The organism is Pseudarthrobacter sp. NPDC080039, from assembly GCF_040702335.1.
Classification (GTDB): Bacteria; Actinomycetota; Actinomycetes; order Actinomycetales; family Micrococcaceae; genus Arthrobacter; species Arthrobacter enclensis_A.
Map to the genome: position 1 here is coordinate 320654 of NZ_JBFBKY010000001.1, position 24392 is coordinate 345045.

The window sequence follows — 24392 nt, forward strand, 5'->3', positions numbered from 1 at the left end:
ACGTAGGGCGGTCAGAACGCCCGCCGGGCAAGGCCGACTGCGTCACACATCACATCTATGACAGCTGCATTAACGTCTTCCCCGAGCCGGGTGAAGAGCCGTACCTGCTCCACCGCCTGGTACAGCAGCATCTCCAGGCCCGGCACCACGCGGCCGCCGCCGGCCTGCCAAACGGAGGCGATAAGGCTGGGCCAGGGATCGTACGCCACGTCCAGCAGCACGCCGGGCGTGGTGGTTTTCAAGGCCGCAATTTCCGCGGCGAGTCCGTCGGCCGCGCGGGGCGGCAGCGTGGAAATTACGACGTCGGCTTCCGCGGTTGCGCTGGCGGCACCAGCCAGTGGGCGGATCTCCAGGGAGATACCAAGGCTGTCCGCAGCCCGGCGCACCTCTCCCGTCCGGGAAGCGTCGCGGACGAACACCTGCACTGTTCGGGTTCCCATGTCCCTGAGGGCAGCCACGGCCGACGCAGCAGTCCCCCCACCGCCCAGGACTACGGCGGATGGTGCTGCGGCAGTGCCGGCATGGCGGAGCGCGTTGACGATGCCCGTGACGTCCGTGTTGGAGCCCACCGTCCTCACGCCGCCGTCGGACTCCTCGAATGTGACTGTGTTGACAACACCAAGGGTCCGGGCCACGCCCCGTACCTCATCAACCTGCGAGAGCACCGCCGTTTTCAAAGGCATGGTGACGGACAGCCCGCGCCAACCCGGCTGGTTGCGGATCTGCCGCATGAAGGACGGCAGCAGCTCCTCCGTCACGTCGATGGCCGTGTAGCTGATGCCGGCCCCCAACTGCCCGTAGGCCGAAAGGTGCAGCGCAGGGGACTTTGAATGGCTGATCGGGTGGCCCAGGACGGCAGCCCGGAGGCTCATGTGCAGCGGCCAGGGTTGGCCTGGCACCACGCGTTGTACTGCTCCACGTAGGTGTTGTGTTCAGCCAGCGTCTTGGCGAACTTGGTTTCCTTGGTGTCCAGGTTCACGGTCACCCAGAACAGGTAGTCATTGGCTTTGGGCTTGGCAGCTGCATCGATCGCGGTCTTGCCCGGAGACCCGATGGGTCCCGGAGGCAGGCCCGGGTTCGCGTACGTGTTGTACGGGTTGGACTTGTCCTTGCGCTGCTCATCCGTGAAGTTGAAGCTCCTGGTGCCCAGGCCGTAGGTGACGGTGGAGTCGACCTGCAGGAAACCGCCGGTCTGGTCGTTGGGCTTGAGCCTGTTGTAAATGGCGCCGGCCACGTCGCCATAGTCTGCCTGGCCGCCCTCGGCCTGGACAATGCTGGCCACGGTGACAACTTCATACTGCTTGGCGGGGTCGGTAATACCCTGCGATACCAGTTCATCGGTGGTGGCTTTCACCAGCGCCTGGAGTATGTCCTTGGGAGGAGTTCCCAGGGGGAAGCGGTACTCGCCGGGCGCCAGGTAGCCTTCGAGGTTCTTGGCCTTGGCGGGCAGGCCGAACTGTGCCGGCTGGTTGCTCAACGCCTGGAGCTGCTGCATTGAGATCCCGGAGCCCTCGGAAATGGCCTGCAGGGACTCGCCGATGCGCAGGCCTGCACTCAAGGCGAAGTAGATGACCTTGGTCTTGTCCTTGCCGAGCAGGACATTCACTGCGTCGGCGTTCTTCATCTCGGTCTTGAAGGTGTAATCGCCCGGCGACAGCGTTCCGCCGGAGGCGTGGAACGCCTGCAGGAAGGTATCCGCATTGGCAACAACGCGCTGGCTTTCTAGCTCGGTGGCAACAGACCGGGTTCCTTCGCCACTCTGTACCGTGACCTGGACCTCTCCTGTTCCAGGGCCTGGGAAATCCGACGGCTTGCCGCCGCCGAGGAGGGGTTTGAGGAACTGCGCACCCACGGCCACTGCTGTCACGAAGACAGCCAGCGTCAGGAATAGGGCCAGCAGGCGGCGGCGACGGCGGACCTTCTTCGAGGGCCGTTTCACTTCCTGCGTTGCCGACGGCGCCGGAAGCAGTCCGTGAACCGCGTCGTGGTGGGGGACCTCTTCGTGTGCGTCGTCGTGGTAGCCGGCGGGGTCGTATGCGTGGTCGCCGTGCACGTCTTCCGGGAAGTCGTGGGCAGGGAAGTCGTGCTGCAGGCCTTCATCGTGGTGCAGGTTGTCGCCAAGCTGCAGGCCGTCGTCGTGGGCCTCTCCAGCCTGGTGCGGGACAGGCTCGTGGTGGGCAGCATCAAGCCGGGTCCCGTTTCCGTCCCGCAGGACGTCGAAGGGGTGTGCGCCGTCGTCGTGCCCGGAGACAACCGGCACGGATTCTGCAGGGTCCCCGCTGCCGAACGCAGCGGCGGCAGGCTGTTCTTCCTGGATGGACGGCGGTGCTTCGGGTGCCGCCGGAACATCACCCGCCACGGGAAGCGGAGCATAGGTGGAGTCGGCTGCCGGGGACGGGGCTGCGGGCGGGGCTGCGGGGGCCGGCGGAACGTCGAGGGTCTCGTACGCCTGCGGGGGCACTGCATCCTGGCCAGCGGTATTCAGGCTCTTCTCCCGCGCCCGCAGTTCCTTGCGGGTCAGCGGCCTCGCTGCCCCCGTGCCCAGCGGGCTGGAGGTGTCGTCAATGTTGGCAGGGCTCACTGTTGCCTTCCATTATCTGAAGATCGGGCCGTGTCTGCGGAGATGGTGCGGACAGATTCGTCCAGGCCACCGGCCCCCAGGTCCACGGACGGGGATGGCGCTGTCACGCGTGAGCCGACATCCGCTCCCCTGGCTTTCTGCATGTCGATGGCGTGCTGAAGAATACCGGCCGCCGCGACCTGATCAACTACTTTACGGTGGTCCCTGCTGCTCATGCCAGCTTCGTGGAGGTTCCGGTGGGCCGTGACACTGCTCAGGCGCTCATCCACCAGGTTGACCGGGACTGCCAGTCCGCGGCTGGAAAGCTCGGCAGCCAGCAACTGGGCGTAGTCCGTGGCCATCCTCGCAGAGGCGTGTTCTTCGCCCTTAAGGGTCCTGGGCAGTCCCACGAAAACCTGGACCGCCCCGAGTTCCTCAGCCAGCCTGGCAATGACGCGCACGTCTGAGTTCTTCTTGGGGTTCCGGTCCAGGGTCTTGTAGGGCGTGGCAAGGATGGAGTCCCGGTCACAGATCGCCACCCCTACCCGGACGGTGCCGACGTCCACCCCCAGTTTGACCCCCTGGGGGCAGCCGCCGGCAGCAACAGGATTGGTCATGGCGGGATTAGCGCGCCGAAATGGCGTTGACGACGGCGGACAGTGCCGCGCCAACCTTTCCGGCGTCGGTCCCTCCACCCTGGGCAACATCGTCCTTGCCGCCGCCGCCACCGCCGAGCACACCGGCGGCGACACGCACCAGCGCTCCGGCCTTGACTCCGGCTTCGCGGGCGGCCTCATTGGTCGCCACCAGGATCAGCGGGCGGTCGTTGGCGACGCCGGCGACGGCCACCGCGGCAGCCTCGGAGCCCAACCGGTTGCGCAGGTCCAGGGCCAGTCCGCGGAGGTCGTCCGCACCACTGACGGTGCCGGCGTCATGGGCCACCACCCGGACACCGGCGGCGTCCTGGGCGGTGTTGACCAGCTGCGCCGCAGCAGCGGCCAGCTGCTCCTTGCGCAGCCGGTCCAGTTCCTTCTCCGTGGCCTTCAGCTTGGCCAGGGTGGCGGATATCCGGTCGGCGAGCTGGCCGGACGGGACCTTCAGCAGGTCCGTCAGCTCCGTCACCAACGCGCGCTCGGCGGCGAGGTGGCGGAAGGCCTCCATGCCCACGAAGGCTTCAACGCGGCGGTTGCCCGAACCGACGGACTGCTCGCCAAGGAGGGACAAGCTGCCTATGAGCGAGGTGTTGGCAACATGGGTGCCGCCGCACAGTTCGCGTGACCACGCGCCGTCGATCTCCACCACGCGTACTTCGCTGCCGTAGTTTTCGCCGAACAGCGCCATGGCCCCCATGGCCTTGGCTTCGGCAAGTCCCATGATCTTTGTTTCCACCGCGTAGTTGTTGCGGATGGCCAGGTTGGAGACCTCTTCAATCTCGGACCGGGTTGCGGTGCTCAGTCCTTCACCCCAGGCAAAGTCAAAGCGCAGGTACCCGGCCTTGTTGAAGGATCCACGCTGGGTGGCTTCCGGCCCGAGGATCTGGTGCAGGGCAGCGTGCACGATGTGCGTGCCCGTGTGCGCCTGCTCCGCGGCGTGCCGGCGTTCACGGTCGACGGCGGCACGCACCAGCGAGTCTGCGCCGATTTCGCCTTCGCGGACAATCGCCTTGTGGACGCTCAGGCCCTTGATGGGCCGCTGGACGTCCAGGACCTCGACGACGAAGCCGTCGCCGGTGATGAGGCCGGTGTCGGCGGCCTGCCCGCCGGCTTCAGCGTAGAACGGGGTTTCGGCCAGCACGAGTTCGATCTCGTCGCCGGTGGCTGCCTGCTGTACCTGGCGGCCTGCGCTGAGCAGGCCGCGGACGCGCGACTCGCCCTCGAGCTCCGTGTAGCCCGTGAAGACGGTCTCGCCCTGGCCCAGGAGCTCCTGGAAGACGCTGACGTCGGCGTGGCCGCCCTTCTTGCCCTTGGCATCTGCCTGGGCGCGCTGGCGCTGTTCCTGCATGAGGCTGCGGAAGGCCGCCTCATCCACCTTCAGGCCGGCTTCCTCGGCCATCTCAAGCGTGAGGTCGATGGGGAATCCGTAGGTGTCATGCAGGGTGAAGGCGTCCTCGCCGGACAAGGGCTTGTTGGCGGCCTTGGATTCCTTGACCGCGTCCTCGAGCCGTGCAGTGCCGGACGCAATGGTGCGCAGGAACGCCTTCTCCTCGGCGTAGGCGATGCGGCTGATCCGTGCGAAGTCCGTCTCCACCACGGGGTATACGCCCTTCATGGCATCCCGGGAAGCCGGCAGCAGCTCCGGCAGGCAGGCCTGTTCGACGCCCAGCAGGCGCATGGAACGCACGGCACGGCGGATCAGGCGGCGGAGGACATAGCCGCGGCCCTCGTTGGAGGGAGTAACGCCGTCCGAGATCAGCATCAGGGCCGAGCGGATGTGGTCGGCCACAACGCGCATGCGGACGTCGTCAGTGTGGTGGGGATCCTCAGGAGTCTCTGCGGAGGTGTACTCCTTGCCGGACAGTTCCGCGGCCTTGTCGATGACCGGACGGACCTGGTCGGTCTCGTACATGTTCTCGACACCCTGCAGGATCATGGCGAGGCGTTCCATGCCCAGACCGGTGTCGATGTTCTTCTTGGGCAACTCACCCACAATGTCGAAATCGACCTTGGAGCGCACGTTTTCGATCTGGTACTGCATGAAAACGAGGTTCCAGATCTCGATGTAGCGGGTCTCGTCAGCCAGCGGGCCGCCTTCGACGCCGTAGGCCGGGCCGCGGTCGTAGTAGATCTCGGAGCACGGCCCGGCAGGACCAGGCTGGCCCGTTGACCAGTAGTTGTCCGACTTGCCCATGCGCTGGATGCGTTCAGCGGGGACGCCGGTGTTCTTGAGCCAGAGTTCCTCGGCTTCGTCATCCTCCTCATAGACCGTCACCCACAGCCGCTCGGGCGCAAGGCCGTAGCCGCCATCGTCAACGCTGGTGGTAAGCAGCTCCCAGGCGAACTTGATGGCGTCTTCCTTGAAGTAGTCGCCAAAGGAGAAGTTGCCGCACATCTGGAAGAACGTGCCGTGGCGCGCGGTCTTGCCCACTTCCTCGATGTCGCCGGTGCGGATGCACTTCTGCACGCTGGTGGCACGGGAGTAGGGCGGTTCCTCGCGGGCGGTGAGGTAGGGAATGAACGGGACCATGCCGGCCACCGTGAACAGCAGCGAGGGGTCGCTGGAGACCAGCGACGCGGAGGGAACCGCGGTGTGGCCCTTGCTGACAAAAAAGTCCACCCAGCGCTTTGTGATCTCCTGCGACTTCATGAGCTGTTTTCTTACCCTTCTTGGTCCGCGCCCATGGGGCACGGATATTTCGTTCAGGTGGCGGTTTCCCGGATCGGGTCCCTGCCGGTTATTGGCTGGCTGCCGGTGACGGGCCCTGGGGGCCTAGCGGCGAACCACTTCCGCGGACTCGATGCCGAGCGCGGTCCTCAGGTCGGTTTCCCGTTCCTGCATTCCTGCGCGGACGGCGTCGGCGAAGTCATATACACCGTCGGCAAGCCGGCCCACAGCGCGGTTGAGGCCTTCGGGTCCAAGGCTGGACTGGGCCTGGCTCACTTTACGGAAGGCGATGACACCAATGGCCACGCCGATTCCCATCCACACAATTCTTTTCATCGTCTTCTTTTCGAATCTAGCGGCTGCGGCGCCCGGCAGCGGGCTTCCGGCGGTTGGCGAAAGCGCTGCGCACGCCGTAGCTGAACGCGGCAACCTTGATCAGCGGGGAACCCACCGTGGCGGCAACCAGCGACGACAGGGCGGAGATGTTTGCGGAGGCGTCCGAAACGTTCGACGAAATTCCGTCCACCTTCTTCAACTGCTGGTTGGTGGTGGAAACGGTGGCGGTGACCTCATCCATGAGGGGGGTGGCACCGTCGCTCAGGGACCTGATGGTGGTCCGTACCTCATCGAAGACCTTCCCCAATTTCAGGATGGGGACCGCAAGCAGCAGGACCAGGAGTGCAAAAACCCCGGCAGCGATCAGGCCGGCAATATCGCCACCAGTCATAGACGTTCATCTCCTCGAAATTCCGTGGTTGGGTTCCGTCCTGCACACGCCCGGAAGGGTGGAGCGCAGATGTCCCCCAAGTACCTTACATACAAAGAAGCCCGCGGCGCTTGCCACGGGCTTCTTTGGATACGCTGCTGGGATTTAGCGTGCGTAGAATTCGACGACGAGCTGCTCTTCGCAGGTCACCGGGATTTCCGAACGCTTGGGGCGGCGGACCAGGCGTGCCTGCAGGGCCTCCAGCTTGACGTCCAGGTAGGCCGGAACGGCAGGCAGGACGTCGCGGTGGCCACCGGCTGCGGCAACCTGGAGCGGAACCATGGTCTCGCTGCGGGTGTGGACGTGGACCAGCTGGCCCTCGCCGACGCGGAACGACGGGCGGTCAACGCGGATGCCGTCAACCATGATGTGGCGGTGCACAACCAGCTGGCGGGCCTGGGCGATGGTGCGGGCGAAGCCGGCACGCAGGACCAGGGCGTCAAGGCGCATTTCGAGCAGTTCGATGAGGTTTTCACCGGTCAGGCCCTTGGTGCGGCGGGCCTCTTCGAAGGCACGGGTCATCTGTGCTTCGCGGATGCCGTACTGGGCGCGCAGGCGCTGCTTTTCGCGCAGACGAACGGCGTAGTCGGAGTCCTGCTTCTTGCGGGCACGGCCATGCTCACCGGGGCCGTACGGGCGGCGCTCCATGTACTTGGCGGCCTTGGGGGTCAGAGCAATGCCGAGGGACCGCGAGAGGCGGGCCTGACGGCGAGCACGAGTGTTGTTAGCCACTTGTGTCCTTCCAATATCTGCGGCGTGTCAGTGTTACTGGCCTCCATCATGGAGAGCATCGGCCAACCGCTGCCTTTTGCTACTGGGCGCAGGGCATAACCTGTCCAACTGAAATTGGGGAGATTGTGCGCCGGCGCCTTGCCAGACAAGGATTCAGCTTACCACGTGGTTACTTGCCCCGGACAATCTTCCGCAGCCGCTCAAGCCGCTGGGCAATATCCCGTTCGGCGCCGTTGCCGGTTGGCTGGTAATAGTCACGGCCCACCAGGTCATCCGGGGGATACTGCTGGGCTGCCACTCCGTGCGGCGCGTCGTGCGCGTACTTGTAGCCCACACCGTGGCCAAGCTGCTTGGACCCGGGATAGTGGGCGTCGCGCAGGTGGGCGGGTATGCCCACGCCGAGTCCTGCACGGACGTCCGCGATCGCCATGTTGATACCCATGTAGGCGGCGTTCGACTTCGGCGCCGTGGCGAGGTGGACTACGGCCTCGGCCAGGATGATCCGCCCTTCAGGCATGCCGATGAGCTGAACCGCCTGCGCTGCGGCTACCGCGGTCTGGAGCGCCGTGGGGTCGGCCATGCCCACATCCTCCGCCGCGGAGATGACGATCCGGCGCGCAACGAACCGCGGGTCCTCCCCCGCTTCGAGCATCCGTGCGAGGTAATGCAGGGCCGCGTCCACGTCCGAACCCCTGATGGACTTGATGAAGGCGCTGGCAACGTCGTAGTGCTGGTCGCCGGCGCGATCATAGCGGACGGCGGCGGCGTCCAGGGCGCGTTCGGTGTGGCGCAATTCCACGGTGGCCGGGGCGTCGGGTGCCCCCTCCGCCCCCACCGGACGCTCGACGTCGTCCGCGTCACCGAAAGCGACGCCCGCCGCAGCCTCAAGCGCCGTGAGTGCCCTGCGCGCATCCCCGCCGGACAGCCGGACCAGGTGCTCCAGTGCTTCGTCGCTGAGGCTGACGTTGCCGCCCAGCCCGCGCGGGTCCTCCACGGCCCGCAACAGCAGGCCCTCGATGTCCGCGTCCGTCAGGGGCTTGAGCGTGAGGAGCAGGGAGCGGGACAACAGGGGCGAGACCACCGAGAAGGACGGGTTCTCCGTAGTGGCGGCCACCAGGACCACCCAGCGGTTTTCGACGCCGGGCAGCAGCGCGTCCTGCTGGGCCTTGTTGAAGCGGTGGATCTCGTCCAGGAACAACACCGTGGTGGTTTTGTACAGGTCCCGGGCCGTCAGCGCATCGTCCATCACCCGGCGGACATCCTTGACGCCGGCAGTGATGGCGGACAGCTCCACGAACTTCCGGCCCGGTCCACGGGCAATGACGTGCGCCAGGGTGGTCTTGCCGGTTCCGGGAGGTCCCCAGAGGATCAGGGAGCTGGGACCGGCGGGACCGGCGGCGTCGGCGCCTGCTCCTGCTGCGAGCTGGCGCAGCGGCGACCCCTGGCCGAGCAGGTGCTGCTGGCCCACCACCTCGTCGAGGGTGCGGGGACGCATGCGGACGGCGAGCGGACTCCGCGGCGAACCATTCCCCCTTGCACCCTGTCCACGGGAAGCGGCGCCTGTCCCTCCAACGGGACGGTCGTCGTCGTCGTTTTCTGGCCCGTTGCCGAAGAGATCATCCACATAGATAGGCTACTTCCAGTCCAGCACCTGTTTTTCCCCGGCCTTCCCGCCGGTCCCCTGATACTTGAGGAACCGCCATGCCCGCCCCAGGTTCGCCCGGCACACCGCCCCCAGTCCGGACGGCATTCGTTTCCGGTGCCCGGCTGGCCGGCTGGGCGAAGCGCTTCGGCGCCTCCCACGGCGGCTACCGGATGCAGGATGACGACGACGGCCTCCGCCTTGTGGCAGGCGACGGCGCGGAAGCACTGCTGCAGCCGCCCTGGCCGGCAGACGGACGCCCGGGACGCGGCGACGGACCCCTGGAGCGGCTGGCTGCCCTTGCGTCGCAGCCGCGCCGGCTGGGACTGCTGCTGGTACGGCGCGGCGGTTACGGCGTCGGGGTGGCAAGCGAAGGCGTGCTGCTTGCAGCGAAGGCCGGCACCAGGTACGTGCAGTCCCGAACCGCCGCCGGGGGCCAGTCCCAGCAACGCTTTGCCCGGCGCCGTTCCAACCAGGCGGACGCGCTGGTGGCGGCGGTGGCGGAGCAGGCCAGGCTGGTCTTCGCCGGCCACGCCTTCGAATATGTAGTGCCGGGCGGTGACAGGTCACTGGCTGACCTGGTGCTTGAAGAACCCCTGATGCGTGACTACGCACGCCTGCCGCGCCTTGCTTACCTTGATGTGGTTGAGCCCCGGGCCGCCGTGTTGAAGAAGGCGGCGGCGGACGCCTGCTCGGTGCGGATCACGGTGACGGATGCCTAGGACGGTGGAAGTCAGGTTTCGACGAGCTCAACCAATGGCTGTCAGTCAGCAGCCGGTGAGCGCACGCCGGGGCCGTTCCTGCCGGTAGACGTAGCGGGCGGTTTCGCGGAAGCCGGCTTTCGCATACAGCTTCTGCGCGCCATGGTTCGCGGCTGTGACAAGCAGCCAGAAGCCGGCGGCTCCATGCTCCGCGCCGGCCTGCAGCAGGGCCTGCAGGATTGCTGCGGCGAAGCCCCGCCGGCGTGCTTCCGGCAGGGTTGCCATGCAATACAGGCCGCCCTGGTTGCTCCCGGCGGGAAGGGCAAGGCGCCCGACGGCGGCGGGCCGGCCGTCATCGTCCCGGGCCAAGGCATACAGAGACGGGCAGCCTCGGAGAATCTTCCCGGCCACGGCCAGGGCGTCCTCCCCGCCGCGGCCGTCCACCGTCCACCAAACCCGCAGCCACTCCTGCGACGGTTCCATGGAGAGCTCCACCGCCGGCCTGGCACCTGCGGGAACCCGGACGTCCGTGGCGCGGCGCGTCATGACCAAGGTCTCGGACTGGCTGGTGAAGCCCTCGGCGTCCAGCAGCTGGTGGAGTGCGGATGCTGCCGGGGTGTCGAAGAGCTGGAAGATGACCGGCAGCCGCCGGCTGCGGTACCAGGACCGCGCCTCGCGGAGCAGGGCGGGAAGGTTCTGCTCCGAATGACCGGAAAGGTCACGCGGCCAGACCGAGTTGGCCCGCTGGGTGACGCCTTCCGCCGCCCTGAGGATCCAGCCGCCTGCCGCTTGCTTCTCCAGGGCCGGCCAGGCGGCATCCATGGCGTTTTCAAGGTCCACGGCCATGGGCCGGATATGGCTCTCGGTGGACACCGGCTTCTCCTTCACGAACGGCTGTAAACGGCAGGAGGTCCCCCGGCGGACCGGGGAACCTCCGTGAGTACGGCGCGGCCGCGCTCCCTGTGTTACTGCTTGCCTTCGGGCTTCTTCTCTTCCGGCTTTTTGGCCTCCGGCTTGAAGTCCACGCCTGCTTCCTTGCGCTGCTGCGGCGTGATGGGGGCCGGCGCCTCGGTGAGGGGGTCGTGGCCGCCGCCGGACTTCGGGAAGGCGATGACGTCCCGGATTGACTCGACTCCTGCCAGCAGCGACACCACGCGGTCCCAGCCAAAGGCGATGCCGCCGTGCGGGGGTGCGCCGTACTTGAAGCCTTCCAGCAGGAAGCCGAACTTGGTCTGGGCGTCCTCCCTATCCAGGCCCATCAGCTCGAAGACGCGTTCCTGCACCTCGCGCTGGTGGATACGGATGGAGCCGCCGCCAATTTCGTTGCCGTTGCAGACAATGTCATAGGCATAGGACAGCGCCGACTCGGGATCCTTGTCGAAGGTGTCCAGGAATTCCGGCTTGGGTGAGGTGAAGGCGTGGTGCACAGCGGTCCACTGTCCTCCGCCGACGGCGACGTCGCCGGAGGCAACGGCGGCAGCTGCCGGCTCGAACATGGGTGCGTCCACAACCCAGCAGAATGCCCACGCGTTGGGATCGATCAGGCCGGTGCGGTGGCCGATCTCCACGCGGGCAGCACCCAGGAGGGCACGCGAGGGCGTCTTCTCACCCGCCGCGAAGAAGATGCAGTCGCCGGGCTTGGCACCTACGGCGTCGGCCAGTCCCGCGCGCTCGATTTCCGTGAGGTTCTTGGCGACCGGACCGGCGAGCTCGCCGTCCTCCTTGTACAGGACGTACGCCAGGCCCTTGGCGCCGCGCTGCTTGGCCCATTCCTGCCAGGCATCCAGGGCGCGGCGTGCCTGCGAAGCGCCGCCCGGCATGACCACGGCGCCCACGTAGGGAGCCTTGAACACGCCGAAATTCGTGTCCTTGAAGAATTCGGTGAGCTCGGTCAGCTCCTGGCCGAAACGGAGATCCGGCTTGTCCGAACCGTACCGGGCCATGGCGTCGGCGTAGGTGATGCGCCGGATGGGCGTGGGGATGTCCACTCCTATGAGCTGCCACACGGCCTTGACGATGTTTTCGCCCAGCCGGATGATGTCGTCCTGGTCAACGAAGCTCGCTTCAATGTCCAGCTGGGTGAATTCCGGCTGCCGGTCGGCACGGAAGTCTTCGTCGCGGTAGCAGCGTGCGATCTGGTAGTACTTCTCGAAGCCGCCCACCTGCAGCAACTGCTTGAAAAGCTGCGGGGACTGTGGGAGGGCGTACCACGAACCCGGGGCCAGGCGTGCCGGAACCAGGAAGTCCCGGGCGCCTTCCGGCGTCGAACGCGTCAGCGTGGGGGTCTCGATCTCCACGAAGCCCTCCTGGTGCAGCAGGTCGCGGGCCACGCGGTTGGCTTCGGAGCGGAGGCGCAGGTTGCGGCTGGGGCCGGGGCGGCGCAGGTCCAGGTACCGGTGCTTGAGGCGGGCTTCCTCGCCGACTTCCACGTGCTCATCAATCTGGAACGGCAAGGGGTCCGAGGTGTTGAGGATGGTGACGTCCTCGGCAATGACCTCGATCTCGCCGGTTGCCAGCGCAGGATTTTCGTTGCCTTCCGGACGCCTGGAGACAGTGCCCTTGACCTGCAGGACGTACTCGTTGCGCAGTCCGTGGAACACTTCTTCCTCGCGGACCACCACCTGGGCGACGCCGGAAGCGTCGCGCAGGTCCACGAATGCCACACCACCGTGATCACGACGGCGGCCCACCCAGCCGGCCAGGGTTACGGTTTGTCCTATGTGCTCGGAGCGAAGGGATCCGAGGTCATGTGTGCGCAGCACAGCACGCCTTTCTGCGGGAAAACAGTGGGAAGTTCAATATGATCGTTGCGGGAACGATCCCGTTCGAGTTTACCCGCTGGAAAGGGACTGCCGCCGCATGAGCGAACCGCAGCAGCTGCAACGCCGCTTGGGAACCTTCGATGCCACGGCCATTGGCCTCGGTTCCATGCTGGGCGCCGGCGTGTTTGTGGTATTCGCCCCCGCGGCCGCGCTTGCGGGGAATTTGCTGGTCCTGGCCGTGGCGGTTGCGGGCGTTGTGGCGTACTGCAATGCCGTTGCTTCCGCAGCCCTCGCCGCGAAGTACCCCACCAGCGGCGGGACCTATGTGTACGGCCGCAAACAGCTCGGTGAGTGGCCGGGCTTTATTGCCGGATGGGGTTTCGTGACGGGCAAGACGGCATCGTGCGCGGCCATGGCTTTGACATTCGGCAGTTACGTGGCGCGGGACTATGCCGTACCGGTGGCCGTAGCCGCCGTGGTGGCCCTCACCGGCGTCAACCTGCTGGGCATTACCCGTACCGCCCTGCTGACGCGGATCCTGCTGTGCATGGTCCTGGCAACGCTCGTGTTTGTTGCCATCGCCTCGGTGCTGGGTCCGCACCCTGCCGCAGGGACAGCGGGCACGCGGTCCGGCGGACTGGCAGGGGTCCTCCCTGCCGCGGGCCTGATGTTCTTCGCGTTTGCCGGCTACGCCCGGATCGCCACTCTTGGCGAAGAGGTCAGGAATCCGGCGCGGGCCATCCCACGGGCCATTTTGGCGGCCCTGGCAGCCGCCTTCGCTATCTACCTGCTGCTGGCAGTGCTCCTGCTGGCGCATCTCGGAGTGCGGCTTTCCAATTCCGGAGCCCCCTTGCTTGATGCAGTACTGGTCTCCCGTCTTGCCCCTGCTGCGCCGCTGGTGCAGGCGGGCGCCGCCGCCGCGTGCCTGGGCGCGCTCCTCGCGCTGATCACGGGCGTGGGGCGGACCACCCTGGCCATGGCGCGGGAACGCGATCTTCCAGGCCCACTGGCAAAAGTGGGCGGCACCCACACGGTTCCGTTCGTGGCGGAACTTGCCGTGGCCGCCGTCGTCATCCTGCTCCTGCTCACCACCAACGTGATGACGGTAGTGGGCTTCTCAAGCTTCGGTGTGCTGGTGTATTACGCGGTGGCGAACGCGGCTGCCTACACCCTTGCCATCCACCCGGGCTATGCTCCCCGCTGGCTCAACGCGGTGGGTTTCGTAGGGTGCGTGGTCCTTGCCTTCACGCTGCCGGCGGCTCCCGTCCTGACCATGGCTGCGGTCATCGCCGCAGGCATGGCGGGGCGCTGGCTGGCGCTTCGATTCCGGCAGCACCAGCCACGTCGTTAGGCCGGCCACCCCAGCCCCGCCCTGGCCCTGCCGGCTAGACCGTAGCTGCCGCCGTGGCCGTGGTCTCTACCTGAACCACCAGGTCCTCCAGCGGCGGCATCCAGGTTTCGGGGGCTGCCAGTACCTGCTCGCCGGTGCGGATGTCCTTGACCTGGTGGGTACCGTCCTCGTCCGTGAACCAGACGAAGGGAATGCCGCGCCGGTCGGCGAACTTGATCTGCTTGCCGAATTTCTCCGCTTTCGCCGCAACTTCAGTGGGAATACCCCGGCTGCGCAGCAGGGCGGCAACATCCTGGGCGGCCCCCCAGCTGTCGTCATGGTTCAGGGCCACCAGCACCGCGGTAGGGACTGAGCGGGAGGCCTTGGCCAGGTCCTGGCTCAGGATCCGGGACACGAGGCGGGTGACGCCGATGGACAGGCCGACGCCGGGGAACTTGCGGTTGCCTTTGGACGCCAGGGCATCGTAGCGGCCGCCGGAGCAGATGGAGCCCAGCTGCTCGTGGCCCACCAGCACGGTTTCCACCACAGTCCCCGTGTAGTAGTCGAGGCCTCGGGCAATGCTGAGGTCCGCCAGGACCTTGCCCGGGGCCCTCTGCACGGCGGCGTCGATGACCTGTTCCAGTTCGTCCAGGCCTTCATCCAGGAGTTCGTTGCTGACGCCCAGGGCCCGGACCTGGGCCACAAAGGACGTGTCCTCGGTGCGGATGGCAGCCAGCTGCAGGGCCTTGGCCGCCTGCTCGTCGGAAGCGCCGAGTTCAGTCTTGAGCAGCTCGGCCACCTTGGCGGCCCCGATCTTTTCGAGCTTGTCGATGCTGCGCAGGACCCCTGCCGTGTCATCGAGTCCGATGCCGCGGTAGAAGCCCTCAGCGAGTTTCCGGTTGTTGATGCGCAGCCGGAAGTCGGGGATGGGCAGGGCGCTGAGTGCCTCGGCGATCACCAGCGCAATCTCCACGTCGTAGCGGAACGGAAGCTCGCCGTCGCCTACCACGTCGATGTCGGCCTGCGTGAACTCCCGCGCGCGTCCTTCCTGGGGCCGCTCCCCCCGCCACACCTTCTGGATCTGGTACCTGCGGAAGGGGAAGGACAAATAGCCGGCGTTCTCCACGACGTACCGCGCGAAGGGCACTGTCAGGTCGAAATGCAGGGCAAGCGCGTTGGGATCGGCCTTGCCGCCCTTGACGGGGTTGTCGCTCTCGTCCTCCTGGAGCCGGCTGAGGCCATACACTTCCTTGTCGATCTCCCCCTTGCGGAGTAGCTGGCCCACGGTTTCCACTGCGCGGGTTTCGATCGAGCCGAACCCATGCAATTCAAAGACCCGGCGCAGGGTATCGAGCACATGCAGCTCCACCAGCCGCTCCTCGGGAAGCCACTCGGGGAATCCGGACAGGGAGGCGGTGCGTGCCATGGGGAAGGTTCTCCTTAGGGATGGACGGCACGGCGGGCTGCCTGACGTACCCCATTAAGAGGCAGCGTGCGGCGGCAGCACAGCCAGCCATGCATAAACTATGTGCGGCAGCCAGTTTATGCGGCATCCGTGTGCATCTCTAATGCGGCGGAAGCGGGGAGCCTGGCGCCTGATGACTGCGCCCTGCGGCCAACCGCAGGGCACCAGCAGACCGACGATGAGGAGGACCCTTGGCGGCCAGTTCACGCAGTGCCCGCGAAGCAAAACGGCGCATCCAGCAAATGGAAGCCAAGCGTGAGCTCCGGCGCGGCCAGGAGAAGCGGCGGAAGCGCGACAACCTCGTCGCCGCCGGTGCGGGGGCTGCTGCCGTGGTGCTCGCCGTCGTCCTTCAACTCACCGCATTCGCCGGAAACCCAACGGAGGACGAATACGCTGCCGCGCAGGCAGGACTGGCGGAGCCATCCGCCTCGGCGAGCCCGTCCGCCACCCCGTCGGCACCGGCAACCAACGGACCGAACATTCCCGCTGCAGACACTGCGGCCGGCAAGACTTTCACGGGCCAGCTGCTGTTAAACGGCAGCCCGCTTGGCGTGGAAGTGGACGGCACCAAGGCGCCGCAGGCGGCCGCGGTCTTCAAATCGCTCGGCGACCAGGGCTACTTCAACGGCAAGACGTGCCACCGGCTGACCACCGCCGACAAGTTCGGCGTGCTTCAGTGCGGATCACCCAACGGAGACGGCCAGGGCGACCCCAATTACACGTGGGGCCCGCTGGAGAACACCCCCGCTGACAACACCTACCCTGCCGGCACCATCGCCGTCGCCCGCACGGGCAACAACGCCTACGGCAACGGAACACAGTTCTTCATTGTGTACAAGGACACCGTTATCCCGGCGGACGCTGCCGGGGGCTACACCGTTGTGGGAAAGGTGACGTCCGGCCTGGACGTTGTGTCCAACATTGCAGCCGCGGGAATCACGCCGGGCACCAGCGACACGGACGGCGCGCCAAAACAACCAGTCACGATAGACTCGTTTTCTCTGAAGTAGGAAGCCGGGCTGTACAGGCCACGGTGAGCACGTGAGTATTTCCCTCCAAGCGAAAGACTTTTAGCGGTGACAGACAGTCAGAAATCCGACGAAACAGCAACAGACCTGACCGAAACGGCGGCGGCTTCGGACGCCAACGAAGGTACGGACGTACCTGCCGCCCAGTCCCCTGCGGCCCCGGAGGCTCCCGCGGCACCGGCACCTGCTCCCGGCCCGCGGCCGTCTGCACCCTCCCCCGCAGCCTTCGCATCGCGGCCCAAGCCGGCTGCCGCTGCCCCGGCCGCAGCTCCGGTTCCTGCCGCGCCCAGCACGTCTGTTGCCGAAGCGTCCAAATGGGGACGTGTGGAGGGAGACGGCCACGTCTACCTGAACATCGACGGCGGAGAGCACCCCGTCGGCCAGTACCCCGGCGTCAGCGACGACGAAGCCCTGCTTTACTTCGCGCGGAAGTACGACGACGTGGTGGCGCAGATCGTGCTGCTGGAGCAGCGGGTCAGCTCCAAGGCCCCCAGCACAGACATGCAGAAGACGGTGACGCACCTGCATGAACAGCTGGCCGAACGCAACATGGTGGGCGACCTCCGCGCGGCCGAGGCACGATTGGACAAACTGTCCGGCCAGATCGCCGAGCTGGAGAAGGCCGAAAAGGCCGAGCACGACGCCGTGCGCGCCTCCGAGCTGGCAGCGCGTGAAGCCATCGTTGCCGAGGCCGAACAGATTTCCGGCCAGGATCCGTCCCAGACGCAGTGGAAGACCTCCAGCGCCCGGATGAACGAGCTTTTTGAGAACTGGAAGGCAGCCCAGAAGAGCGGCGTGCGGCTGGGCCGCAGCAACGAAGACGCACTGTGGAAGCGGTTCCGTGCCGCCCGGACCGTCTTCGACCGCCACCGCCGGGCCTACTTCTCCCAGCTGGACAGCAACAACTCCGCCGCGAAGGCCGCCAAGGAGAAGCTGATTGCCGAGGCTGAGGCCTTGTCAACATCCACGGACTGGGGTTACGCCGCCGGCGAGTACCGCAGGCTGATGGATCAGTGGAAGGCGTCCCCGCGGGCCAGCCGCAAGGATGACGACGCGCTGTGGGCCAGGTTCCGTGCCGCCCAGGACGTCTTCTTCACCTCCCGCCAGGCCGCCAACGACGAGATCGACCAGGAATACGCCGCGAACCTCACGGTCAAGGAAGCGCTTCTGGAAGAGGCCAACACCATCCTCCCGGTCAAGGACCTGGCGGCGGCGAAGAAGGCACTCCAGTCCATCCGCGACCGTTGGGAAGAGGCAGGCAAGGTGCCCCGCGCCGACATGGGCCGGGTTGAGGCCGGCCTGCGGAAGGTGGAGGACGCCGTTCGCCAGGCGGAGGAAGAGCAGTGGCAGCGGTCCAACCCGGAGCGCAAGGCACGCACCAACAGCGCGCTGTCCCAGCTGGAATCAGCCATCGCAGGCCTTCAGGAAGACCTGGCCACGGCTGAGAAGAGCGGCAACGAGGGCAAGATCAAGGCGGCCCGCGAAGCCCTGGAGGCGCGCCAGGCCTGGCTCGACCAGATCCAGCGTTCGGCAAGCGAGCTCTCCTGACTTTTTCGGCCAGCTGACGCGCACAGGCCCTGTCCCGGTTATGTGCGTGCGGGCAGGATAGGGATATGGCGACACCACCAGTTCCCCCCGCCGGCGCTCTCCGCCCGGACCGCCAGGCCACCTCAGGCGACGCCGCCGTCATGCCCCGCTTTCCGGAGTTATACGCTCCGGGGATGCCCTTCGCGGGCCCCGAACTGCAGTCCCTCGCGGCAGACGGCCTGCTGGCCCGGTTCCATCAACAGGGCTACACCCTCCCGGGAGTCACCGCTTCTCCACAGCTGCGGGCCAGGGCGGCAGCCGGCGCGGTCCCGGCGCCAATCCGGCAACGGGTGGTGGCCGGGCGGATGACAGCAGCATGGATCTACGGATGCGCCGCGGAGCCTGACCGGCTGGCGCTGCTGGTGGACGCAAAACGGAGGGTGTCCAGCCTTCGGAATACCCGCGGCTGCACTCTGCATGAGGTCCGGCTGGGGCCCCTGGATGTGGTCAGCCTGGGCGGACTCATGGTCTCCAGCCCCTTGCGGACGGCACTTGATATCGCCCTGCATGTTGAACCAGAGCGAGCCGTTCCAGCCCTGGCCGGTCTCCTGGCACGCCCGCAGAAGGATGTGAAGCTTCGCCTTCTGGTACGCGCCATCGAGGCGACACCCCGGGTCCCACACAAACGCGCTGCCCTGGAAAAACTTGCCCGGCTAGCTCCGGCGTTTGTTCCCGGTGGTCCGGTAGACGTCGAAAACCCCGTCGATCCTGCGGACGGCGCTTAGTACGTGGCTGAGGTACTTGGGGTCGCCCATCTCGAAAGCGAACTTCGAGATGGCCACCCGGTCCGTGGAGGTGTGGACGCTGGCCGCGAGGATGTTCACGTGATTGTCGGAGAGTACACGCGTCACGTCCGAGAGCAGTGACTTGCGGTCCAAAGCCTCCACCTGGATTTCCACCAGGAAGACGCTGGACTGCGTAGGGGCCCAGTCCACATCGACGATCCGGTCCGGCTGGTCCTTCAGGTCGGAGATGTTGGTGCAGTCCGTGCGGTGCACGGAGACCCCGGACCCGCGGGTCACAAAACCAAGAATGGGGTCCGGCGGAACGGGTGTGCAGCACCGGGCGAGCTTGACCCAGACATCGCCCACGCCGCGCACCACCACGCCGGAGTCCGAGAAGCGGGCCTTCGTGACCTGCGTGGGGATGCTGACTTCTTCAACATCATCATCGGCGCTCTCGTTGCCGCCCAGGCTCTCGATGAGCTTCTCCATGACCGACTGGGCGGACGTGTGCCCGTCCCCCACGCCGGCGTACAGGCCCGAAATGTCGGCGTACTTGAACTCTTCCGCCACGGCGGCCAGCGCCTCATGGGTCATCAGGCGCTGCAGCGGAAGGTTCTGCTTCCGCATGGCCCGGGTCAGCAGTTCCTTGCCGCGGTCGATTGCCTCCTCGCGGCGTTCCTTGCTGAACCACTGGCGGATCTTGTTGCGCGCCCTGGCGCTCTTGACGAAGTGCTGCCAGTCCTGGCTCGGTCCGGCCCCCTCGGCCTTGGAGGTGAAGATCTCCACCCAGTCGCCGTGGTTAAGCTCGCTGTTGAGCGGCACCAGCTTGCCGTTGACCCTGGCGCCGATGGTGCGGTGGCCAACTTCCGTGTGTACGGCGTAGGCGAAGTCCACCGGCGTGGATCCGGCAGGCAAGGCCATGACTTCGCCCTTGGGCGTGAAGACGAACACCTCGCGGGCGTTGATTTCAAAGCGCAGCGAGTCCAGGAACTCGCCCGGGTCCGAGGTCTCCTGCTGCCAGTCCACCAGGGAACGCAGCCAGCCCATGTCGCCGTCGCGGGGACTGCCGGGACCGACTGCGGTGCGGTTGGGCTGGTCCTTGTACTTCCAGTGGGCCGCCACGCCGTATTCTGCCCGTCGATGCATCTCATGGGTGCGGATCTGGATTTCCACCGGCTTGCCGCCGGGGCCGATCACCGTGGTGTGCAGCGATTGGTACATGTTGAACTTGGGCATCGCGATGTAGTCCTTGAACCTGCCGGGCAGCGGGTTCCAGCGCGAATGCATGATGCCCAGGGCGGCGTAGCAGTCCCGGACCGAGTCCACCAGGACGCGGACGCCCATGAGGTCGTTGATGTCGTCGAAGTCCTTGTCGCGGACGATCATCTTTTGGTAGATCGAGTAGTAGTGCTTGGGCCGTCCCGTGATGGTCGCCTTGATCCGGGCGGTGCGCAGGTCCTCGGTAATCTGGTCGCGGATCACCCCCAGGCTCTTTTCCCGCTCAGGGGTCCTGTCCCCCACCATCCGGACGATCTCTTCGTACACTTTGGGGTAAAGCGCCGCGAACGACAGGTCCTCAAGTTCCCACTTGATGGTGTTCATACCCAGTCGGTGCGCCAGCGGAGCGAAGATTTCAAGGGTTTCACGCGCTTTGCGGGCTGACGACTCGGCAGATACGAAGCGCCAGGTGCGGGCGTTGTGCAACCGGTCAGCAAGTTTGATCATCAGGACGCGGATGTCCTTGGCCATGGCCACGACCATTTTGCGGACCGTCTCCGATTGGGCGGCCTCGCCGAAACTGACCTTGTCCAGCTTGGTGACGCCATCAACGAGCATGGCCACTTCCGGCCCGAAGTCCCGTTTGAGGTCCGCAAGCGTGTAGGGGGTGTCTTCCACCGTGTCATGGAGGAGGGCCGCGGCCAGCGTGGTTCCGCTGAGGCCCAGCTCAGCAAGGATGGTGGCCACGGCCACCGGATGGGTGATGTATGGGTCGCCGCTCTTGCGTTTCTGGCCCCGATGGCTGCGTTCGGCTACGTCGAAGGCCCGCTGGATGAGGTCGAAGTCCTCTTTGGGATTATTGGCGCGCACTGTCCGGAGCAGCGGCTCAAGGATGGGCGAGTAGGTTGCGGTGCCCCGGCCGGTCAGGCGGGCCAGGCGGGAGCGGGTGCGTTCACGGCGGCCAGGGAATGTGGCACGGGATCCCGAGTTGTCCACGGGGACCAGGGAACCGGGGCGCGCCGGGGCTGCCGAACCGGCCTGTACACCGGCAGGACTCTTTTCTTCCTGTGCCGTTGGCGCCGCCGCCGAACGTTCTTCCAATGAAGCACCCCTCACCACCGTTTAATTACCCCAGTCTATTCCTCAAGGCACCCACTTTTATAACCGGGAGAGAATAGGAAGAGGCCGGGCAGCGCACAGTGTGCGCTGCCCGGCCTCTTCCGGATCACAGGACGGCCGGCGCGGGCTTGTCAGGCCTTGGCCGGCGATGCCGGGGCCGACCGTTCCCCTGCCCCGGCCCGGCGTTGCTGCACGCGCCGCGCCTGCTTGACCAGGTCCGGTTCGCCCTGCCGGAGCCATGCGTACATCGGGGCGGCAACGAAAATGGTGGCCGCGGTGCCGATCAGGATCCCGACGAACAAGGCCAGCGACAGGTCCCGCAGGGTTCCTGCCCCCAGGAGCCCTGCACCAATGAACAGGATGGCGCCCACGGGAAGGATAGCCACCATCATGGTGTTGATGGACCGCACCAGCGTTTGGTTGACGGCGAGGTTTACTTCCTCGGCGAAGGTGCGCCGCGTGGACGCATCAATGCCCGAGGTGTTCTCACGGATCTTATCGAAGACCACCACGGTGTCGTACAGCGAGTAGCTCAAGACGGTCAGGAAGCCGATGATGGCCGAGGGCGTGACCTCGAAATCGCTCAGCGCGTACACCCCGGCAGTGATGAACATGGTCACAGCCATGCCGGCGAGGGCAGAGACGGACATCTTCCACGTGCGGAAGTACAGGGCCATCAGGAGCGCCGCAAGCAGAACGAACACCACCAAACCGATCAATGCCTGCTTGGTCACGTCAGCACCCCAGGTAGGTCCAACGAACGTGGAGGTCACCTCGTTGTCGGTGACGCCGTACGCCCCGGTGAGCCCCTGCTTGATCCGGAGGGTTTCGTCGTCGGTCAGCTTGTCCGTCTGGATCCGCATGGTGTTGCCGGCCACGTTGGCCACCCGCGGAACGCTGCCGGACACCACGTCCGTGACAGCCTTCTCGCCGACAGTGGCATCTGTGGTCTTGACGTTCGAAACCGTGAACTCGGAGCCGCCACGGAACTCGATGCCGAGGTTGAAGCCGCCCTTGGCCACCGGGATGATGATGGAAAGGGCCACTCCCACCGCGGCGATGATGAACCAGATTTTCTTGGCGCCGACGAAGTCGTAGGAGCGTTTGCCGGTGTAGAGCTCGTTGCCGAAAGTGGCGAAGCCTGACATTACTTGTTCTCCTTCGCGGAGGTCTTGGACGAGCCAGCCAGCTGTTCCTGCTTCTCTGCCAAACGCCGTTCGGCGATGGTCATGCGTCGCTCAGCCTCTGCAGCCGCCCCGGTGTTCTTGGTCCGAACCAGCGCAGGCTTGTCTTCCGGTGTTCGGATGCGTCCTGCACCGCGGTACAGCGGCACGGCGCCCAGCCGTTCTGGATCCAGGCCGGAGAACTTGTGTCCTTCACCGAAGAAGCGCGTGCGGGCCAGGAGCTGCAGCGTGGGGTGGGTGAACATGAACACCACGATGAGGTCGGCGATGGCGGTCAGGCCCAGCGTGAAGGCGAAACCGCGCACGTTGCCCACGGCAACGAAATACAGCACGAGGGCCGCAAGCAGGTTGACGGCCTTGGAGGCCAGGACGGTCCGCTTGGCGCGCTTCCAGCCGTTTTCGACGGCGGACACCAGTCCGCGCCCTTCGCGCAGTTCGTCGCGGATTCGCTCGAAGTAGACGATGAAGGAGTCTGCCGTCTGGCCAATGGCCACGATGATGCCTGCCACGCCGGCCAGCGAAAGACGATAGTTCTCGGTCCAGCCGAGGATGGCGATGGCGAGGTACGTCAGGGCGCCTGCCACCACCAGGGAGGCGATGGTGACGAAGCCGAGGGCACGGTACTGGAACAGCGAGTACACCACCACAAGCAGGAGCCCGATCAGGCCGGCCAGCAGGCCCATCCGCAACTGCTCCCCACCGAGGGTGGCGGAGATCTGCTGTTCGCTCTGGATGTCGAAGCTGATGGGCAGTGCGCCGAACTTCAACTGGTCTGACAGTGCCTTGGCGGTCTGCTCGGTGAAGCCGCCGGTGATCTGGGGACGTCCGTCGGTGATCACTGCCAGCGCGCGCGGCGCGGAAATGACCTGGTCGTCCAGGACGATGGCGAACTGGGACTTCGGGTCGGTGCCCGATTGACCGCCGGCGGCCACGTAGAACTGGTTCAGGCGCTCGGTGACGTCTTTGAACTTTGCTGTTCCTTCGGCGTCGAACTGGATGTTGACGGCCCAGTCATTGGTGACGGCACCCTGCGCACCCTGCTGCAGCTGGAAGGACGACGTGACGATGTTGCTGCCCTTGACCTCCACGGGACCCAGGATGTACTTGATGGCCGGAGACTTGGCGGTGGCAGGCTCGCAGGTGACCAGCGGCTTGGTGGGATCCGAACGCTGGGACTTCTCGGCGGCGGCACTGTTGCAGTCCAGTGCCTCGAACTGCTTGTAGATGTCAGGGGTGATCCAGTTGGTGTCGCTGCTGTTGGCGGGCTGGGCCGTGGGCTTGGGCAGCTTGTCATCCGGCGTCCGCGACTCCGGCGGCACCGCTGCTCCGTCTCCGTTGAGAAGGACGGGGCGGAAGTTCATGTCCGCGGAGGCCTGGATCAGGTTGCGGGTTTCTGCGGAGGGCGTGCCGGGAAGGCTGACCACCACGTTGCGCCCTGACTGGGTGCTGATTTCAGCTTCCGAAACGCCGGAGCCGTCGACGCGCTGGCGGATGATCGCCACGGCCTGGTTGAGTTGCTGTTCGTTGATGTCCGAACCGCCCTCGACCTTCGGGGCGAGGATCATCTGGGTGCCGCCCTCAAGGTCCAGGGCGAGTTTGGGTGCCCAGCTGGCCTGTCCGACGGCGGTCCCGCCGGCCAGGACTGCAGTCAGCGCTGCCAGGAGTACGCCAAGCCAGACCAGGACGCGGAGCCCCGGCTTCTTGCGGCCAGTTCGTGCCATTGTCGATCTTTCTCTTATTCGCGGAGGAACCGCCGGCGCGGGCTGCTGCCTGCGCCGGCGGTGGTCCGCAGCGGTAGAGGGAGGAAAGGGGCCAGCGGGCCTAGCTGTCCTTCTTGCCCTCGTCGTTGAGGCGCTTCAGGGTTTCTTCGGGGGTCTCGGTACCCGTGGCCGTGCTTCCGGTCTCCCCAAAGGTGAGCGAGGAAGCGTCGTTCGGTACCACCGGCGAAACGGCAGCGGGCCCGCCGGTTTCGGCCGCGGGTTCCACGGCTGGCTCCACGACCTTGGTAACTGCCTGGCGGTGGACGGTGGCCAGGTTTCCGGGGGAAAGTTCAAGGGTGACCTTGTTTTCGGCCTCGTCGATGTCAACGATCCGGCCGAAAAGACCAAAGCTGGTCATGACCTCCACGCCCGGGGCGAACTTCGACTGGAGCTCTGCCTGCTGCTGCTGCGTCTTCTTGTTGCGGCGGAACATCATGAAGATGAACACGCCGAGCATGACGAACAGGAGAATTGACATTGGATCCAAGGGGG

General features: G+C 66.1%; 20 protein-coding genes. 5 read left to right on the plus strand and 15 right to left on the minus strand.

Translation table 11 applies throughout. The annotated features are described in order from the left end of the window. Positions 1 to 11: 11 nt before the first annotated feature. The 8 genes from AB0313_RS01480 to AB0313_RS01515 all read right to left on the minus strand — a co-directional run bounded on the left by AB0313_RS01480 (position 12) and on the right by AB0313_RS01515 (position 9003). Positions 12 to 872, minus strand: a complete 861-nt coding sequence (locus AB0313_RS01480) for a shikimate dehydrogenase (RefSeq protein ID WP_366303098.1) — start codon at positions 870 to 872, stop codon at positions 12 to 14. After that, positions 869 to 2581 carry an endolytic transglycosylase MltG gene (gene mltG, locus AB0313_RS01485; protein WP_366303100.1) on the minus strand — a complete coding sequence of 571 codons (1713 nt, stop codon included), beginning with the start codon at positions 2579 to 2581 and terminating at the stop codon, positions 869 to 871. Before mltG ends, AB0313_RS01480 begins: the two co-directional genes overlap by 4 nt. Further along, a complete protein-coding gene (gene ruvX / locus AB0313_RS01490; protein ID WP_307306074.1) occupies positions 2578 to 3177 on the minus strand; it encodes a Holliday junction resolvase RuvX in 600 nt (199 codons plus the stop codon). The genes mltG and ruvX overlap by 4 nt, the downstream gene beginning before the upstream one ends. A gap of 7 nt (positions 3178 to 3184) precedes the next feature. Continuing rightward, entirely contained in the window at positions 3185 to 5863 is a 2679-nt protein-coding gene (alaS, locus tag AB0313_RS01495; protein WP_141941560.1) for an alanine--tRNA ligase, read from the minus strand. Between the two features lie 123 nt (positions 5864 to 5986). Further along, a complete protein-coding gene (locus AB0313_RS01500; protein ID WP_307306079.1) occupies positions 5987 to 6217 on the minus strand; it encodes a DUF6167 family protein in 231 nt (76 codons plus the stop codon). Between the two features lie 16 nt (positions 6218 to 6233). Continuing rightward, the gene (locus AB0313_RS01505; RefSeq protein WP_141941563.1) at positions 6234 to 6608 is read right to left on the minus strand and encodes a DUF948 domain-containing protein; all 375 of its coding nucleotides are present in this window, start codon (positions 6606 to 6608) and stop codon (positions 6234 to 6236) included. A 144-nt stretch (positions 6609 to 6752) separates the two neighbouring features. Continuing rightward, a complete protein-coding gene (gene rpsD, locus AB0313_RS01510) occupies positions 6753 to 7379 on the minus strand; it encodes a 30S ribosomal protein S4 (RefSeq protein ID WP_141941565.1) in 627 nt (208 codons plus the stop codon). A 169-nt stretch (positions 7380 to 7548) separates the two neighbouring features. Continuing rightward, positions 7549 to 9003 carry a replication-associated recombination protein A gene (locus AB0313_RS01515; protein ID WP_366303104.1) on the minus strand — a complete coding sequence of 485 codons (1455 nt, stop codon included), beginning with the start codon at positions 9001 to 9003 and terminating at the stop codon, positions 7549 to 7551. A 77-nt stretch (positions 9004 to 9080) separates the two neighbouring features. On the opposite strand from AB0313_RS01515, the gene AB0313_RS01520 reads away from it, so the two are divergent. After that, a complete protein-coding gene (locus AB0313_RS01520; protein ID WP_366303106.1) occupies positions 9081 to 9743 on the plus strand; it encodes an acVLRF1 family peptidyl-tRNA hydrolase in 663 nt (220 codons plus the stop codon). A 45-nt stretch (positions 9744 to 9788) separates the two neighbouring features. On the opposite strand, the gene AB0313_RS01525 is transcribed toward AB0313_RS01520, so the two are convergent. After that, on the minus strand, positions 9789 to 10568 hold the full coding sequence (locus AB0313_RS01525; RefSeq protein ID WP_366303253.1) for a GNAT family N-acetyltransferase: 780 nt from the start codon (positions 10566 to 10568) through the stop codon (positions 9789 to 9791). A 119-nt stretch (positions 10569 to 10687) separates the two neighbouring features. Further along, positions 10688 to 12484: an aspartate--tRNA ligase gene (aspS, locus tag AB0313_RS01530; protein WP_307306091.1), complete on the minus strand. Its 1797-nt coding sequence runs from the start codon at positions 12482 to 12484 to the stop codon at positions 10688 to 10690. A gap of 97 nt (positions 12485 to 12581) precedes the next feature. Here aspS and AB0313_RS01535 point away from each other — a divergent pair, with 97 nt between their 5' ends. Next, positions 12582 to 13835, plus strand: a complete 1254-nt coding sequence (locus AB0313_RS01535) for an APC family permease (protein WP_366303108.1) — start codon at positions 12582 to 12584, stop codon at positions 13833 to 13835. Between the two features lie 34 nt (positions 13836 to 13869). Here the strand turns inward: AB0313_RS01535 and hisS are convergent, their stop codons facing one another. Then, positions 13870 to 15240 (minus strand): histidine--tRNA ligase, encoded by a 1371-nt coding sequence (gene hisS / locus AB0313_RS01540; RefSeq protein WP_366303110.1) that lies wholly within the window; start codon positions 15238 to 15240, stop codon positions 13870 to 13872. A 230-nt stretch (positions 15241 to 15470) separates the two neighbouring features. On the opposite strand from hisS, the gene AB0313_RS01545 reads away from it, so the two are divergent. The 3 genes from AB0313_RS01545 to AB0313_RS01555 all read left to right on the plus strand — a co-directional run bounded on the left by AB0313_RS01545 (position 15471) and on the right by AB0313_RS01555 (position 18619). Next, entirely contained in the window at positions 15471 to 16289 is an 819-nt protein-coding gene (locus tag AB0313_RS01545; protein ID WP_366303112.1) for a peptidylprolyl isomerase, read from the plus strand. A gap of 66 nt (positions 16290 to 16355) precedes the next feature. Next, the gene (locus tag AB0313_RS01550; RefSeq protein WP_141941579.1) at positions 16356 to 17855 is read left to right on the plus strand and encodes a DUF349 domain-containing protein; all 1500 of its coding nucleotides are present in this window, start codon (positions 16356 to 16358) and stop codon (positions 17853 to 17855) included. Between the two features lie 65 nt (positions 17856 to 17920). Beyond that, positions 17921 to 18619, plus strand: coding sequence for a type IV toxin-antitoxin system AbiEi family antitoxin (locus AB0313_RS01555; protein WP_141941581.1), 699 nt, complete (start codon positions 17921 to 17923; stop codon positions 18617 to 18619). Here the strand turns inward: AB0313_RS01555 and AB0313_RS01560 are convergent. From AB0313_RS01560 to yajC, 4 genes are all read right to left on the minus strand, one after another. Further along, on the minus strand, positions 18548 to 20842 hold the full coding sequence (locus AB0313_RS01560; RefSeq protein WP_141946348.1) for a bifunctional (p)ppGpp synthetase/guanosine-3',5'-bis(diphosphate) 3'-pyrophosphohydrolase: 2295 nt from the start codon (positions 20840 to 20842) through the stop codon (positions 18548 to 18550). The genes AB0313_RS01555 and AB0313_RS01560 overlap by 72 nt on opposite strands. A 245-nt stretch (positions 20843 to 21087) precedes the next feature. Continuing rightward, positions 21088 to 22104, minus strand: a complete 1017-nt coding sequence (gene secF / locus AB0313_RS01565; RefSeq protein ID WP_141941583.1) for a protein translocase subunit SecF — start codon at positions 22102 to 22104, stop codon at positions 21088 to 21090. Beyond that, entirely contained in the window at positions 22104 to 23861 is a 1758-nt protein-coding gene (gene secD / locus AB0313_RS01570) for a protein translocase subunit SecD (protein ID WP_141941585.1), read from the minus strand. The genes secF and secD overlap by 1 nt, the downstream gene beginning before the upstream one ends. A gap of 100 nt (positions 23862 to 23961) precedes the next feature. After that, entirely contained in the window at positions 23962 to 24378 is a 417-nt protein-coding gene (gene yajC, locus AB0313_RS01575; protein ID WP_366303116.1) for a preprotein translocase subunit YajC, read from the minus strand. Positions 24379 to 24392: the final 14 nt, after the last annotated feature.